Raw genomic sequence first — 15,014 nt, 5'->3', positions numbered from 1 at the left:
TTAGCACTTTACTCCGTCTCCCCGACCTTGTACATCTTTATAAGCTTTCTCTGCTCGTCGAGGATGAACCTATCTATTATCTTCTCCTCCTGTCTCGAGAGCTTCAAAAATCTCACTCCCATACACACCTGGGTTTGTAGCATCCTGACGTTTACAACCTGACCCACGAGGTTCTCGAAGTTATGTCCTCCTATGGAGAAGTTCATAAGTACGTAACTTCCCTCCTTGGGATGAATGAGCTCTTCAGTACAGATCCTCACACCTTTCGTGCTTATGTCCTCTATCCTACCGCTCATAAAGACCGCGTCCTTAGCGGCTTCCTCCGTTATGTCATCTATAAGGGCAAACTCTGCGGGTAAGTTCACCTTCCAACGGACGCTCTCCCTGAGCTGAACCCTGTGGATGTTGTCCGTGTGCTCGAGAACGAGGACGAGCCTGTCCCCTTCGGTGTACTTGTCTTTTACCGCGCTCTCGAAGCTGTATCTTCCCTCGTTCTCCCTTATGAAATGGAACTTAACCGTTTCTCCTACGCGTACCGGTCTGGGCAGGGCTTCCAAAACGACTATGTGAAGCTCGGTCTCCGTCTTGTCCCAAACAGCGGCATCTATGTAGACGCCGTCCACCACTAACTTTCCCGTCTGATAAAGGTCTATATCTCTTGTGCTCGTTATGGGTATGAACCAGGGTATAGTGTCGAACCTGAGCTTAGCCCTTATAGACGGAATCAGTCTAACCCCAGCAAGGTTTTCGTGAACTATCCTCGACACTATTCTTTCGAACAGTGGTTTGTTGTCGTATATCATCTGGGGATCGTAGGGGAACTTCCTCGCGTAGCTCCAGAGAAGTTCTATTTCCTCGTCGGTTAGACCGAGAGCTTTACCTCTCATAAAGAAAGCCCTCTCTACCTCCCTTATCCTGGATATCTTGCTCCAGAAGTAGGGTATCAGGATTACGAGAAGCGTCAACCCGAGAACTATAAAGAATAGGGCTATTTCCCTCCCCGAGGGTCCTCTGAACATATATCTTGAAGCTTCAATCAGAGTATCCCACGCAGATTGAATATCCATATATATTAATATCCCCCTCGCGGGGAAATTTTTTAGAATTTAGGACATATCAACCTTGAACATGGCTCATAACCATCTGCTTGAGAGCCTCTTTAGGCTGAACGCCTATCCTCGTATCCACAACCTCCCCGTTTTTGAACAGGATTACGGTGGGTATCGCCCTGATACCGTATTGCATGGCTATGTTAGGGTTCTCATCGGTGTTTAGCTTTCCCACCTTTATCTGTCCTTCGAACTCCTCCGCAAGCTCTTCAATTATAGGGGCTATTATCCTGCAAGGTCCACACCACGGCGCCCAGAAGTCTACGAGGACCGGCTTATCGGAATTTACGACCTCTTCGTTCCAGTTGTTTTCGGTAAGGGTTATTACCTTTCCCGCCATTCTCACTCCTCCTTAAAGAGCATTTCATAGAGCTTGAGTATCCTGTCATCCTTGATGTAGTAGCAGATTATGGAACCTTCCCTCTTCCAACCGACTATCCCCCTGCTCCTGAGTATGGAGAGATGCTGAGAGACGCTCGGCTGAGACATGTTCAGAAGCTCCCCCAGGTTCTTCACGCACTGCTTCCCCTCGATGAGGATCGATATTATCTTTAGCCTTACGGGGTGGGAAAGAGCTTTAAAAAACTCCGCCAACTCCTCCAGCTTCTCTTCATCGATAACAGTTGTGTTCATATCTCTCGCCCTCGAAGAAATTTTAACATAATAAGAATATAAGCAATCTTTAAATTTTTCTCAACACTCTGTAAGCTTCTTCAAGCTCTCTCTTATCTACCTTGTGGCGGGAGAACCTCTCCCTTCTATAAAGATCTATCACAAACTCTACCTCTCTGTAATATGGTCTGTCCTTTATCCTTTCGAGGATCTCTTCGGGAAGCAGATCACTCAACTTAACGTTTTCTCTCCTCTCAAGTTTTGATATTAGGAGTCTGTAGAGATTTTCTGGAGTTTTTCGTACTCTGGTCATGTAAACGTAAGCTGAAAGTACTCCTAACAAGAGAACTACCATCAGCTCAGAAAACCTCTTTAGTAGCGGAAGTGCCTCCGTCGGTTTCAGTCCCTGTGCCCTTTTATAGAGCTTCTTAAAGATGGAGCTCTGCTTTTCGGCGGAAAAGTCCACCACGTTCTCGTACCAGAAGGATATTAGGGCATCCCTTAGAAGATCTAACTTGGATATTCCTCCGAGAGCGGGCGATACGTAAGGAGGTGTTGTATCTATCCTAAGCCACCTGCCATCCACATAAGCTTCCACCCACACGTGAGCCATAGAGTTAGTGACTATATAGTAGTTCCCGTAATTGTTCTTTATTGCGCCCTTAAAACCACCCACCACCCTGCTCGGTACACCCATGAGCCTCAAAAGGAGTGCGGTCGCTGAAGCGAAGTATTCGCAGTTTCCCTTCCTTTTATCGAAAAGGAATACTTCCACGGGATCACCTTTTACTCTTTCAAGCTTTAGGGTGTATGAAAAGCCCTCTTTAAAGAAGTTAACCACGGCTGTTACCTTTTCCTCAGGCTTTCTTGCTAACTTAGATAATTCCTCGGCAAGGGATCTTACCTTCGGAGATAAATCGGACGGGACCTTGTAATGTAGAGAAAGAGGAAGATCGCGCGGAGGCTCTGAGGAGTATAGTGCTACGTACCTTACTGGTCTGTTCACGGGTTGAACCGTTTCGTAGTATCCACCCCTCAGTCTCTGTGGCCTCTCCTTTATACCCTCCAGCTTGAGGATCCTCAGGGGGTAGTCGAGTAGGGGTAGGAAGGTGTCGTAGGTGGGTTCCAGAACCACAGTGTAGCTTATACCTTCGTCCGAAGGTGGCTCTATCTCCTTGAGAGATAGGGTCTTGATCCACTGGTTTTTAAAGAAGGTATCAAAAACCGAGACCCTCCAGTAAGGATTTGGGGGAATGTCCCCGTAAACTCTCATAACGACCGAGTTGTCCTGCTGTATTTCCCCAACTCTGCCGAGCTCCACACGATCGGATATCCCACTGATAAGTCCCTTCTCTTTTTTCGCAAAGAGGTCGAATAAGGGTGCCTGCGTCCTTGGAAGCAGGAGGAAGAAAGGTACGCTTGCCACTGCAACGACGAGGGGAAACAGAAGGGAAAAGCGAATGTACTTACCCATAAACTCCCGATTCAGTGGTCTGTCCCCGATGTTAGCGTACACGTTGGTGAAGACGAAGGCTACGAGTCCGAGGAAGAGTTCGTAGAGGAAGAAGGCTAAGAAGCTGGGATCAAGCCTGAAGGTAGTGGTAATAGCCACTCCGAAGAGACTAAGGAGGAGCATCTGGTATATATCCCTTGGCTTCTTATCCTCCAGAGCCTTTATGACTATGAGAAGTAGGAGGATGTTGGCGAAGGGCTTTACGAGGTTCTCAAGGCTGAGCTCTAAAAGGAATAGTAGGGAGAGAAGGACTCCCGATAAGTTTAAGAACCACCTCGGAGGATGAACCTCGAACCGAAAGTCGTTCAAAAGGCCGAGGGCTAAGAAGAGACTCAAGGGTATCAGGAGAAAAGAGTCCGCTATACCGTAGAGGGATAGAAAACATCCGCCGCAAACGAGGTAGGTCAGTATCAGGGAGACCTTCTTAGCCGTGAGCATACTTCTTCCTTTAAGGATACATCAGCGTATATCCTGTATATCTCTATAGGCTTCAGTCCTCCCACCACATCGGAGATCTCCTCAACCTCTAAGATCCTGTCCCCAGAGACAAGCATTATTCTCTCATCGTAAGGCTTTTTGTAAACGGAGTCGAACCTGAGCTTATCCTCTGGAAAGAGACTTAAAAGTTCACTTTTTACATCTTCAAACTCCCTCCTGTCCTTAGTCGAGAACACCTCCTTGAAGTGCTTCCTTCCAAATATCCTTTCCACATCCTCCCTGAGATCGTCCCTCGAGAGGGCTAAGGCTATCACCGTGCTGTCGTTCGTCCGGAGGAACTTATCTAAATCGCTGAAGCTCTCCTCCGAAAGCAGTTTTCTCATCATCTCTATCAGGTGGATGTTCAGTATCCGAACGACTTTGTGAAAGTAAACCTGAAGATACATAAAGTACCTGCCTATGAGGAAGTTTTCCAAAGCTCTCAATCCGCTTACGTGGACAACGAGGTGTCTTCTTCCGTTCTCGTGGAAGACCTCCGCCGTTGCGAGGAGCCTCTCGTGATCGAAAAGTCCGTAGGAGACACCGCAGAAGAAGGCGTCCCTCCTGAGGTAGTCCATCCTGTCGGAGCCGAACTGCCCCGTAATTATCTGGGTGAGGAACTCCTCCTCTTTATCCTTGGGTTCTCCGAGGGTTATCCTGAGAAGGATATCTATGTCCTCGTGGGTGAAGCCGAAGATCTTCCTGAGCTTACCGTATATTTCGGTTTCTAAGATAATCCTCCTGGTTAGGTCCTCGTGGGTCCTTCTCTCTGGAAGTAGAACCTCGGTGGTGTGGGAAAAGGGGGGGTGTCCGAGATCGTGAAGGAGTCCCGCGAGCCTGAGTATCTGGTGAATTCTCTTATCCCTATCCCGAAAGAGCTTAGAGTAGAGCCTGTCCGTTAAGTGGAGGACACCGAGGGCGTGTTCAAACCTCGAGTGCTGGGCTGAGGGGAAAACTAAGTAAGCGAGACCGAGCTGTCTTATATGTCTGAGCCTCTGGAATATAAGGGAGTCTATGAGGGATAACTCCTTTACGTTAACTCTGACGAAGCCGTAAAGGGGGTCCGAGAACTCCTTATACATCTAATTGTGAGGGTTAGCTTGCTTCTCTAACTCTTTTATCTCCTTCATAGCCTGATCGAACTTGTAGAGCGAGGCGGCAACGTCCTTGAGGTGGGACGCCGCCCTCTTGTAGGCCTCCTTCAGGCGAGGGTCTGTTGTCCGCTCTGCCTTCTCCAGTAAGTTTCTGTGAAAGAGAAGTAAGCCGTTCCTGAGTTCATTAAAGTCCATCTTCTTCCTCCGATCTCCTTAATTTTCCTGGCGATCTTAGAGAAGAGTCTCCAGACCAATCCTCTCCCTTTTCCTTTTCCGAGGGTAAAGCTGATCTTAACTATGAAGTATCTTCTTCCCTTTTCCACCTCTTTTATTAGATTCTCCACATCCCTTTTCAGCTTGCTCATGTTTATGCCGTAGTATGTTCCCTTAAGCTTTTGGAACTTGGTGAGTGCTTTCTCCAACAGGTAGGTATCGAACTCCTTCCTTTCGTTTACCTTTATGTAGAACTCGGAGAGATCCATTAACGCAGAGAAGAATATATCTTCGTAGGGGAACCTGAGCCTTTGAAGGGAGGAGAAGTGGATGGTCTCGGCGTATAGTTCCTCGTTGAATATGAGTGAGGCTAAGTAAACAGCCTCAGCAGGGGTGTTCCTTTTGGAGTAGCTCGATACCTTGCTCAAAACGGTCCAGTACTTGAGGAACTTCGAATATACCTCGTAGAAAACCTCTCTGTACTCAGGCAGGAAGGATACCTTAATCCCGTCGGTAGAGCTAATCTTGAGGATATCCTTCCCCAGTAGAACGTCTCCCTTCGGAGTCAAGAACTGGAAGAGGTCGAGCTCTAACAGAACGTCCTGCCACCTGCCCCTGAAGGTGTGAAATGTTCTGTTGGCACATCCTATCAGCTTGCCGAGGTCTATCTCGAAGCTGTTTTCCTTTCTCACGAGCTGGCAGTAACAGATAGGGTAGAGGAGTATTTCCTTCTTAGTGGGATCGTCTATTATCTCTAAGAAGATGCTCTCCAGTCTCCCTATATCCTGCCATGTATCTTTGAGCATAGGAATAATTTAGAGTATGCCCCTTCCACTTGCAACAAAAGGGATTCTACGGGTATATATTTACATAGAAGGAGGTAAGAGAATGTACCCGATGGAGAAAGAGGTGAGTATCCAGGACGAGATGCTGAACAACTTGAAGGCTAAAGAGGCTACCGTAACGGTCTATCTGACAAGAGGGAACAGGATAACAGGAAGGATACTGGACCACGACAAGTACACGATCCTGTTGGACGTCGAGGGTCAGCCCAACCTGATCTATAAGCACGCTGTGAGCACAATAGTGGAGGGTAAATGAAGGCGGTCCTCGTAGGGGTCTGGAATAAAGATACATCGAGGGAAGAGGCGCGCGAATCCATAAGGGAGCTCAAAGGGCTGGTAGAAGCCTTAGAGGGTAGGAGTGTAGGTTACATACTCCAGAAGAGGGATAGGCCCGACCCCAGGTACTTCGTCGGTGAGGGAAAGGCGAAGGAAATAGGGGAGGTGAGCAGGGGTATTGGAGCCGACGTTATAGTTTTCGATGACTTTCTTACACCTTCACAGCTCAAGAACCTTGAAATGATCACTGGGAGAACGGTTCTCGATAGAACTGATCTCGTTATAGAGATATTCTCGAGGAGAGCAAAGAGCAAGGAGGCTAAGCTACAGGTTGAACTCGCGAGGCTCACCCACGAACTTCCCAGACTTTACGGAAAGGGAAAGGCTCTCTCGAGACTCGGGGGAGGTGTCGGAACGAGGGGACCCGGTGAACAGGAGGCGGAGCTACGCAGAAGGCTTATAAAGAAAAGGATACACCAGATTAAGAGGGAGCTCGAGGAGATAAGGAGGATGAGAAGACAGCAGAGGAAGAGGAGAGAGAGGGGTGAAACAGGAGAGAGGGTCGTAAAGGCTGCCCTCATAGGCTACACCAACGCTGGGAAATCTACGCTCCTCAAGGCTCTCACTGGAAGGGATACTCTGGTCGCAGACATGCTCTTTGCTACTCTTGACACGAAGACCTCCGCAAGGATGGTCTCTCCAGAACTAAAGATCCTCTTCTCCGATACGGTTGGGTTTATAAAGAAGTTGCCTCCCGAACTCATAGAGTCCTTCAAAGCTACGCTGGAGGAGGTAACTGAGGCGGACGTAATACTCCACGTAGTTGATATCTCCGATGATCGCTGGCTCGATTACATACACACCGTTAAGGAGATACTCAGGGAGCTGAAGGTCGAGGACAAGCCTGTGATCTACGTTTTGAATAAAGCGGATAGGATTGTGAACTCCGAAGATGAGATGAGGCATTTACCCCATGGAGCCTTCGTAGAGGGTATATCCGTGATGGTTTCAGCTCATAAAAGGTGGGGTTTGGAAAAGCTCTTGGAAAAGATAGCTATCGTGGGCGAGGAGATACTGGGCTCCGAGTTAGTAAAAGAGGTAGAGAGAGAGCATTAATACAGCTATAAACAGTATAGTCATCCCTGCTCCTGCTCTCAAATAATCTCCTACCCTGTACCCTCCGGGTCTCATTATTAGAGCGTTCACTTGGTGGGTAGGTATTATAAAGGTATTGGAGGCGGACACACCTACCACGAGGGCAGCGAGTCTCGGATCAGCTCCGGTATCGATGGCGAGATCGATAGACAGGGGAACGAGGAGAACAGTGGCACCCACGTTGGAGACCACGAGGGTGAAGAAGGAAGTAAGCAGCGCAACAAGAAGGTATAGGGTGAAGTGGGATATCTCTCCCACGCTCGAGACTATGGTGCTCGCTATGAACTCTGCAGTTCCCGTCTCTTGGAAGGCTATACCGAGGGGAAGCAGTCCGGCGAGTAAAAAGACGGTCATCCAGTCCACAGCCTGATAGGCTTCGTCCACGCTCATAACCTTAGTTAGAATCATTCCGAGGGCTCCTGTCAGGAGTGCTATGGAGAGCTTTACGTTGAGGAAAAGTATCATGAAGAGAGCAACTCCGAACCAGAAGAGGGCGAACTTTGCCTTTTCGGGTCTCAGGATCTCACCCTTTATCTCAGTCGAGAAGGCGAAGACGTTTCTATTCTTTAGCTCTAAAAGCTTGTTCCACGTTCCAAATAGGAGTAAAGTATCTCCCGGCATCAACTTCATCTCTGAGAAGCCAGCGTAGATCACTTCTCCACCCCTAACCAGGGCAACCGGGTTTACCTCGTACCTCCTCCTGAAGTAAACTTCGTTGAGGCTCTTACCAACGAGCTCCGACCTCGGTGTGATTATTCCTTCGACAAGTCCAGCGTTCACGTTGGATAGATCGTCGGCGAACTCCTCAAGCTCGGGTTTGAGTATTAGACCGAGCTCTTTGGCGAACCTCTCCACCGTATCGGGGCAGCCTATCACGGCGATGTCGTCAGAGGGTTCTATATACTCCTCCCTGTGGGGAGCAAAGTTCTTGTGCCTCGTCTTCCTGTGATATACGGCTACTATGGTAACCTGATACTTCCTCCGGGCGTCTATCTCCTCCACCTTCCTTCTTGTAAAGTTCACCGGAACGTGAAGCTCGTATAGACCACATATCTTGTCGTAAGTTTGGGCGAGGTCTGAAGGTAAAAACTTTCCCTCGTCCTCTGAAGCTTTTGTCTTGGGAAGTATAAATCTACCGAGGACTATGAAGTAGAGTATCCCCGCGGCGACGAGGGAGAGACCTATCGGTGTAACCGAGAAGAGACCGAAGGGAGAGAGGTCGTATAGAGCGAGGAGGTCGTTCAGTAATATTAGAGGGCTTGAACCTACCAACGTTATGGTCCCACCGAGGATGGCGCTGAAGCCCATGGGCATAAGTATCTGGGAGGTAGGTATCCTGAGCCTCTTCGAGATCCTCACGACCGCCGGGAGGAAGAGGGCTGCCGCTCCTATGTTCTGCATAAAGCTCGATATCAGGGCAACCGTTCCAGAGATAAGGGCTATTATCCTCGTTTTCGATTTGCCCGCCATCCTGATTATCTGGTTGGCGAGAACGTTCATAACACCAGTTTTATCGAGCCCGTAACCCATAATTATCACCGCTATTATCGACACGACGGCGTTACTGCTTAGACCCCCTATAGCCTTCTCCGGATCTACGAGTCCAAGCAGGGGTAGGAGAACCATCATGCTTATACCAACTACGTCCACCCTCACGAGTTCTGAAACGAAGAGATACATGGCGAGGACAAGAACCTCCAAGGTCAGGAACTTCCGCTTGTCTATGGAAAAGTTTTCCTGAATTACCCCTTCTTCTAAGAAGTATGTGACGGCAATCGTAAGTAATAGAAGGGCGAGGATGAGCTTCTTAATCATCCTATATAATCATACCTTATGAAAACCCTCCACCTCATCGATGCTTCCTCCTTCATATACAGGAGCTTCTTTGCCCTACCTCCACTGTCTACTAAGGATGGTTTCCCCACGGGAGCTATCTACGGGTTTCTGAGAGCCATTCTCTCCATAATGAAGTCCGAGAGACCCGAGTACCTAGTGGTGGTTTTCGATGCTCCGATGCCCTCTAAAAGGGAAAAGGTTTACAGGGAGTACAAGGCAGGCAGACCATCAATGCCCGATCCTCTCAAGGTCCAGATACCGGTGATAAAGGAGATCCTCAAGCTTATGGGGATCCCTACCCTTGAGGTACCCGGTTACGAGGCGGATGACCTCATAGCTGTTCTTGCAAAGAAGTTCTCCGATAGGGGTTTTAAAGTTAAGATCTACACGCCGGACAAGGACATGCTCCAGCTCGTGAGCGATAAAGTCCTCGTTATAAACCCTATGAACTGGGAGATCTTTGACACTAAGAAGGTGGAGGAGAAGTTCGGTGTACCGCCCGACAGAGTAGCGGACTACTTGGCTCTCGTGGGGGACAAGATAGATAACATCGAGGGAATTAAAGGCATAGGTCCCAAGACGGCGGTGAAGATAATAAAGGAGTTCGGAGGTATAAAGGGAATACTCGAGAGATGGGAGGAGTTTAAAAGAAGGTTCCCTAACGCAGAAAAGGAAAGCGTAGAACTCTCCTACTATCTGGTTAAGCCGATGCTCGATGCGGATGTGGATCTCGAAGAGGGGGACCTGAGAGTTGGAGTACCCGATATGGAAAAGCTCAAGAGGAGGCTGGAAGAGCTTGATATGAAGAGTATACTCAAAGACGTTGAGAAGGTGTGGAATAAAGGGGTTCAGAGAAGTCTCTTTTAACGGACTATGGTGTTTACTCTCCCCTGAACTTCATCGACCGCTTGAACGAGTCGCGCGTAAACTTCGTGCGCTCTTGAGGTTTCAATTAACCTGACCATTTCAACTATGGGATTCACGTTTGAAAGCTCTAAATATCCCTGTCTGACCTTAAAGGCGGTTGCTCTCTGAGGAGTGCCAGTAAAGAAGTCGAGACCAGCCTTCTCAGTATTCTGAAGGTTCCAGATACCCAACGTAGAACTCATCTCACCGTCCACGTACAGATTACCCTCTCCGTCCACGTAGATTTTATTTCCCTCTAACCTTATTTCCCTGTTCTGAACGTCTAAGACCCGGTATCCTTCCTCGGTCGTAAGATACCCTTCGCTGTCGAGCCTGAAACTACCCTTTCTCGTATAGAGTATTCCCTCGGGCGTTCTCACAGCGAAGAAACCTTCCCCTTCTATGGCAAGGTCAAGAGGGTTTCCCGTCTCTTTAAGGGGTCCCTGCGAGAGATCGGTAAAGGTTCCACTCACCATGGGATAGACGAAGTTCCTCGTCGGATTCTGGGGGGAGGTGTCTGGAACCTCTACCCCATCGTCGGTATACCACGTAGAGACAAGCAGAAGATCTCTTTTAAAAGAGGGCGTATCTGCGTTAGCAAGGTTGTTAGTCACCGTGGAGAGTTTCCTCTCCTGTAAGAGCATGCCGCCGGCAAGAATAAACAATGGCTGATAATCTAAAGCCATCCTTCCCTCCTTATATACTTATATCGACCCTATGTCCTATTTTCATTAGCTCTTCCATTTTGGCAACCGCATCGGTGAACTCCGCAACGTATCCACCAAAACCTTTGGCGAACTTCTCGGCTATTTCCCTATCAGCAAAGACAAAGGCGGAAGGTCGGCAGCAGGGGGAAACGGAACTTCCTACCACATAGACCGCTGTAAAGGCGCTGACTGGATTACAGCTTATGAAGTCCCTCGCGAGAGCCATCTCCACCTTTTCGGTATTCAGAGTTTTGTAAGCTATCAAACCGCAATGGGCACAGCAGGTGTGTACCTTCTTTCCACCTTTAAGTATATACGTGAAGGCGAACCTTAGATCCACCTCCTTACCGCAGACGGCACAGTGGCTCTCCTTGAGAGAATCCTCTTTCTTTAGCTCTATCATCCCGTGCCTACGGACTATCCTGCCCTCCTCCTCGAGTTCCTTGAGATCCCGGTATATCGTCATTAGCGATACGTTGAAATGTCTGGCAAGCTCCTTTGCCGTGGTGTAACCCTCCTCTATAAGCTTGAGGATCTCCTCTTTCCTCTCCATGTTAAAATAAACATACAACTCCGACGGCTCTCTGTAAACTATAAATCGGCATTATTTACCCATTAACAAAAAGTAATAGTCACCTTATAAAAATATGGTGATAATCTAATTAAGGTGTCCTTCAAACCTGAAAGGAGGTGTGTAGTATGGCAAGCGTGACAGCTGATAAGACCCTCGATACTTCGGGGCTAAACTGTCCTCTTCCGGTTCTTAAGACCAAAAAGGCTCTCGAGGAACTTCAGCCCGGTCAGGTTCTCGAGGTTATCTCTACTGATCCGGGTTCCAAAGCGGACATACCTGCCTTCTGTCAGAGGACAGGGCATGAGCTTGTAGAAACGGTAGAAGAAGGGGGTAAGTACATCTTCTACATTAAGAAAAAGGGATAAAGGAGGGTAGCCATGGCAAGTGAAAGACTCGCGATAATAGCATCAAAAGGAACGCTGGACTGGGCTTACCCTCCTCTCATACTCGCCTCTACGGCAGCCTCCCTTGGGATTGAGTCCGCTATATTCTTCACCTTTTACGGGCTCAATATAATCCACAAGGAGAAACAGAAACAGCTCAAGATAGCCCCTGTTGGAAATCCGGGGATGCCGATGGCCTTCCCACCTTCTGTCAAGAAGACTCCCGGTGTGGGTCAGCTCGCCGGTCTTATGGAGGCAATATTCCCTGGACCTCCCCAGCTGATGGGTGTTATCCCTGGAATGACCGACTTCATGACTGTGATGATGAAGAAAACCATGAAGGATCACGGTGTCGCCTCGATAGAAGAGCTGATAGAGCTTTGTAAGGAGGCTGACGTCAAGCTCATTCCATGCCAGATGACCATGGAACTCTTCGGTTACAAGTATGAGGACCTCATAGACGGGCTCGAGCCACCAGGGGGCGCTGCGACCTTTATAAACTACGTTCTTGAGGCGGACAAGCCAATGATACTGTTCGTTTAAAAACCTTTTAGGAGGAGGATTATGGCAGGACAGGAGTATGAAAAGCTTCTCTTCTACATTCTGACCGTTCCCTTCTTTGAGAGGGCGGAACCTACCACCGGAGAGCTCATAAACCCTCAGGCAGGTGCACCCTTCTTCTTGGCTACCGCTGCCACCACGATGGACTACGAGGTGGAGATGGTCATAACTTCTGAGGCTGGATTTCTCCTTATGAAGGACAACGCTAAGAAGGTAAAGGTAAGACCCGGTGTAGATCAGACGGTTTACGACTTTATCAAGATGGCTAAGGAAGCCGGTGTTAAGATCTACCTCTGTGTTCCCTCACTTGACCTCACCGACGTCTATAAGAAGGAAGACGTCAACGAGGAGCTCTGCGACGGAATAATAGGCGGTGCCGCCTTCTTGGACAAGTTAATGAGCGGAGAGTATGCTGTCATATCCCTGTAACTCAAAGGGAGGGAGCCTCCCCTCCCCCTACTTAAATATGATTATAAGCATATTTTTATATACCTATAACGAAATTTTTTTGTCCTCCCTGAAAAAAGATACTAAGTTAGTATCTGTGCATAATCTTTGAGGAGGTGCTTGAGATGGAAGGACACCCTTACGGATACAATATACCTATCTCCGAGAAGACCAAGGAGGTTCCCTGGGAAGAAAAGGTCAGGATATACGAGGAGGTCAAGTCGGACTTCAGGTTCAAGGAGTTCCTATTTGGATGTCTGAACTGCGGAGTGTGCACGGCATCCTGCCCTTCGAATAGATTTTTCGATTACTCTCCGAGGGAGATAGTCCAGAGGTTCTTAGAGGAGGACGTGGAAGTTATATACGACATGATGCACGAGTACATCTGGGCATGCTCCCAGTGCTTCACCTGCTGGATCAGGTGCCCCTTCGTCAACAATCCCGGAGGGCTCGTGATCATAATGAGGGAGGTTGCTGTCAGGAACGCCTTCGAGGCTACCAAGGATCTCCTCAAGCCCTACGGAAGGGTTCTCCTGAAGGTTATGACCACCGGAAACCAGCTCTCCGCAGACATGCTCCAGCCGGACTTCTTCCCCGACTGGGGACCCAAAATGCAGGACAACATGGAGAACCTCAGAGCGAAGAGGATGGCTATACCCTTTGATGTGGGTAAGTCCGTCAAAACTGCTTGGGAGGTATCTCTCGAAACTGCAGTAGAGATGTACACGATCTGGAGAGAGACGGGAATATTCGAGATGCTCGAGAAGCTCGATCCTAACCTTTACAACGTCATCATGGACATAGTCGAGGAGAACGAAGAAAGATGGGAAGAGCTCATGGAAGAGGAGGAGGAAGAGTAATATGTTCAAGAGTGGGGTTGGTGCCCCGAAGAAAATCATGAGGAGGTGTAGCTATGGGACATCACGGGAAGAGCCCATATCTGAGATATGCTGATCCTGAACCTTTTCCTATACTGAACAGGAACTCTCACTACGATCACCTCTTCGAGGAGATGTACGAGCTCGAAGAGAAGGGAGAGATCCTTGTTTACAGGATCACAGAGGAGAACAAGCCGGTCGAGGTTTATACAAGGACCGGAAGGATAAAGACCATACCCACCGCCAAGCTCTGGCACCACAAGTCCTGCGGTCAGTGCGGTAACATTCCCGGATACCCCGCATCGATCTTCTGGTTCATGAACAAGTTTGGTTATGACTATCTAAACGAGCCCCACCAGACCTCCTGTACCGCTTGGAACTACCACGGATCGGGAACATCAAACCCCGTAGCCCTTGCAGCGGTCTGGCTCAGGAACATGCATCAGGCCTGGAAGACGGGATATTACCCACTCATCCACTGCGGAACTTCCTTTGGATCCTACAAGGAGACGAGGGAGCAGCTCATATTCAACAAGGAACTCAGGGACGCCGTTAAGCCGATCCTGAAGAAGCTCGGAAGACTGACCGAGGACGGAAGGATAGTCATACCTCAGGAGATCGTTCACTACTCCGAGTGGGTTCATGCCAACAGGTACAAAATAGCTGAGCTCTATGAGAAGGAAGGTAAAGCTAAAGGTATAGACGTATCCAACGTCAGGGTCGCTATCCACAACGCCTGCCACACCTGGAAGATGATGGCGGATGACTACCCCTACGACCCTGAGGTCTACAACGGACAGAGACCTGCAGCTTCCACGGCGGTTGTCAAGGCTCTTGGGGCTCAGGTGGTTGACTACTCTACCTGGTACGACTGCTGTGGATTCGGTTTCAGGCACATCCTCACTGAGAGGGAGTTCACCAGATCTTTTGCAATACAGAGGAAGCTCAAGGTCATAGCCGAGGAGATCAAGGCGGATCTTATAGTTACCCACGACACCGGATGTACGACCACCTTCGAGAAGAACCAATGGATCGGTAAGGCTCATGGAATGTACCATCCTGTAGCGGTTATGTCCGACGTTATGTTCGCGGCGCTCGCCTGTGGAGCCCATCCCTTCAAGATCGTTCAGCTCTACTGGAACTGTTCCAACTACGAGCCTCTCCTTGAGAAGATGGGAATAACCAACTGGAAGGAGCTCAGGAAGGAGTGGGAAGATACCGTCAAGCACATAGCCGAGCTCGAGAAGCAGGGTAAGTACGATGAGCTCATGGAGTTCTTCAAGGAGTACGACCTCTACGAGCCTTACAGCAGAACCTCCGACGGGTTTAAGAGAAGGAGATCTGCTACTGCAGATATGCCCCTCTTCAAGTCCTAAGTTCGGTTGTTCGGGGGACGCCTGTCCCCCTTATTCAATAACTCTTCATTAA

At 48.9% G+C, this 15,014-nt stretch carries 17 protein-coding genes; 8 read left to right on the top strand and 9 right to left on the bottom strand.

The window, feature by feature from the left end; translation table 11 throughout:
* Window positions 1-8 precede the first annotated feature (8 nt).
* The 6 genes from ACZ483_RS05910 to ACZ483_RS05885 form a co-directional block, all read right to left on the bottom strand.
* Window positions 9-1,019 carry a flagellar brake protein gene (locus ACZ483_RS05910; RefSeq protein ID WP_464323265.1) on the bottom strand — a complete coding sequence of 337 codons (1,011 nt, stop codon included), beginning with the start codon at window positions 1,017-1,019 and terminating at the stop codon, window positions 9-11.
* Window positions 1,020-1,116: 97 nt separating this feature from the next.
* Window positions 1,117-1,449, bottom strand: a complete 333-nt coding sequence (trxA, locus tag ACZ483_RS05905) for a thioredoxin (protein WP_464323264.1) — start codon at window positions 1,447-1,449, stop codon at window positions 1,117-1,119.
* 2 nt (window positions 1,450-1,451) lie between these two features.
* Window positions 1,452-1,742 carry an ArsR/SmtB family transcription factor gene (locus tag ACZ483_RS05900; RefSeq protein ID WP_464323263.1) on the bottom strand — a complete coding sequence of 97 codons (291 nt, stop codon included), beginning with the start codon at window positions 1,740-1,742 and terminating at the stop codon, window positions 1,452-1,454.
* Window positions 1,743-1,791: 49 nt separating this feature from the next.
* Window positions 1,792-3,672, bottom strand: coding sequence for a transglutaminase TgpA family protein (locus ACZ483_RS05895; RefSeq protein WP_464323262.1), 1,881 nt, complete (start codon window positions 3,670-3,672; stop codon window positions 1,792-1,794).
* Complete coding sequence (locus ACZ483_RS05890) at window positions 3,645-4,793, bottom strand: HD domain-containing protein (protein WP_464323261.1); 1,149 nt, start codon at window positions 4,791-4,793, stop codon at window positions 3,645-3,647. The genes ACZ483_RS05895 and ACZ483_RS05890 overlap by 28 nt, the downstream gene beginning before the upstream one ends.
* 119 nt (window positions 4,794-4,912) lie before the next feature.
* Window positions 4,913-5,824 (bottom strand): hypothetical protein, encoded by a 912-nt coding sequence (locus ACZ483_RS05885; protein ID WP_464323260.1) that lies wholly within the window; start codon window positions 5,822-5,824, stop codon window positions 4,913-4,915.
* 91 nt (window positions 5,825-5,915) lie between these two features.
* Here ACZ483_RS05885 and hfq point away from each other — a divergent pair, with 91 nt between their 5' ends.
* The gene (hfq, locus tag ACZ483_RS05880; protein WP_464325135.1) at window positions 5,916-6,119 is read left to right on the top strand and encodes an RNA chaperone Hfq; all 204 of its coding nucleotides are present in this window, start codon (window positions 5,916-5,918) and stop codon (window positions 6,117-6,119) included.
* Window positions 6,116-7,255 carry a GTPase HflX gene (gene hflX / locus ACZ483_RS05875; RefSeq protein ID WP_464323259.1) on the top strand — a complete coding sequence of 380 codons (1,140 nt, stop codon included), beginning with the start codon at window positions 6,116-6,118 and terminating at the stop codon, window positions 7,253-7,255. Before hfq ends, hflX begins: the two co-directional genes overlap by 4 nt.
* Here the strand turns inward: hflX and ACZ483_RS05870 are convergent.
* Window positions 7,226-9,109: an SLC13 family permease gene (locus ACZ483_RS05870; protein WP_464323258.1), complete on the bottom strand. Its 1,884-nt coding sequence runs from the start codon at window positions 9,107-9,109 to the stop codon at window positions 7,226-7,228. The genes hflX and ACZ483_RS05870 overlap by 30 nt on opposite strands.
* A gap of 18 nt (window positions 9,110-9,127) precedes the next feature.
* Here ACZ483_RS05870 and ACZ483_RS05865 point away from each other — a divergent pair, with 18 nt between their 5' ends.
* Window positions 9,128-9,997, top strand: coding sequence for a 5'-3' exonuclease (locus ACZ483_RS05865; RefSeq protein WP_464323257.1), 870 nt, complete (start codon window positions 9,128-9,130; stop codon window positions 9,995-9,997).
* On the opposite strand, the gene ACZ483_RS05860 is transcribed toward ACZ483_RS05865, so the two are convergent.
* Complete coding sequence (locus tag ACZ483_RS05860; protein ID WP_464323256.1) at window positions 9,994-10,722, bottom strand: flagellar hook-basal body protein; 729 nt, start codon at window positions 10,720-10,722, stop codon at window positions 9,994-9,996. The genes ACZ483_RS05865 and ACZ483_RS05860 overlap by 4 nt on opposite strands.
* A gap of 10 nt (window positions 10,723-10,732) precedes the next feature.
* A complete protein-coding gene (locus ACZ483_RS05855) occupies window positions 10,733-11,296 on the bottom strand; it encodes a DeoR family transcriptional regulator (protein ID WP_464323255.1) in 564 nt (187 codons plus the stop codon).
* 146 nt (window positions 11,297-11,442) lie between these two features.
* Here ACZ483_RS05855 and ACZ483_RS05850 point away from each other — a divergent pair, with 146 nt between their 5' ends.
* The 5 genes from ACZ483_RS05850 (at window position 11,443) to ACZ483_RS05830 (ending at window position 14,962) form a co-directional block, all read left to right on the top strand.
* Window positions 11,443-11,682: a sulfurtransferase TusA family protein gene (locus ACZ483_RS05850; protein WP_464323254.1), complete on the top strand. Its 240-nt coding sequence runs from the start codon at window positions 11,443-11,445 to the stop codon at window positions 11,680-11,682.
* 12 nt (window positions 11,683-11,694) lie between these two features.
* A complete protein-coding gene (locus ACZ483_RS05845; RefSeq protein ID WP_464323253.1) occupies window positions 11,695-12,243 on the top strand; it encodes a DsrE/DsrF/DrsH-like family protein in 549 nt (182 codons plus the stop codon).
* A gap of 21 nt (window positions 12,244-12,264) precedes the next feature.
* Window positions 12,265-12,690: a DsrE family protein gene (locus ACZ483_RS05840; protein WP_464323252.1), complete on the top strand. Its 426-nt coding sequence runs from the start codon at window positions 12,265-12,267 to the stop codon at window positions 12,688-12,690.
* Window positions 12,691-12,833: 143 nt separating this feature from the next.
* Window positions 12,834-13,568 carry a 4Fe-4S dicluster domain-containing protein gene (locus ACZ483_RS05835; protein WP_464323251.1) on the top strand — a complete coding sequence of 245 codons (735 nt, stop codon included), beginning with the start codon at window positions 12,834-12,836 and terminating at the stop codon, window positions 13,566-13,568.
* A gap of 53 nt (window positions 13,569-13,621) precedes the next feature.
* Entirely contained in the window at window positions 13,622-14,962 is a 1,341-nt protein-coding gene (locus ACZ483_RS05830) for a heterodisulfide reductase-related iron-sulfur binding cluster (protein ID WP_464323250.1), read from the top strand.
* Window positions 14,963-15,014 lie beyond the last annotated feature (52 nt).

The sequence above is a fragment of the Hydrogenivirga okinawensis genome (assembly GCF_055385515.1).
The sequence above is the reverse complement of the archived record's forward strand: the minus strand, read 5'-3'. Positions and strand labels throughout refer to the sequence as shown.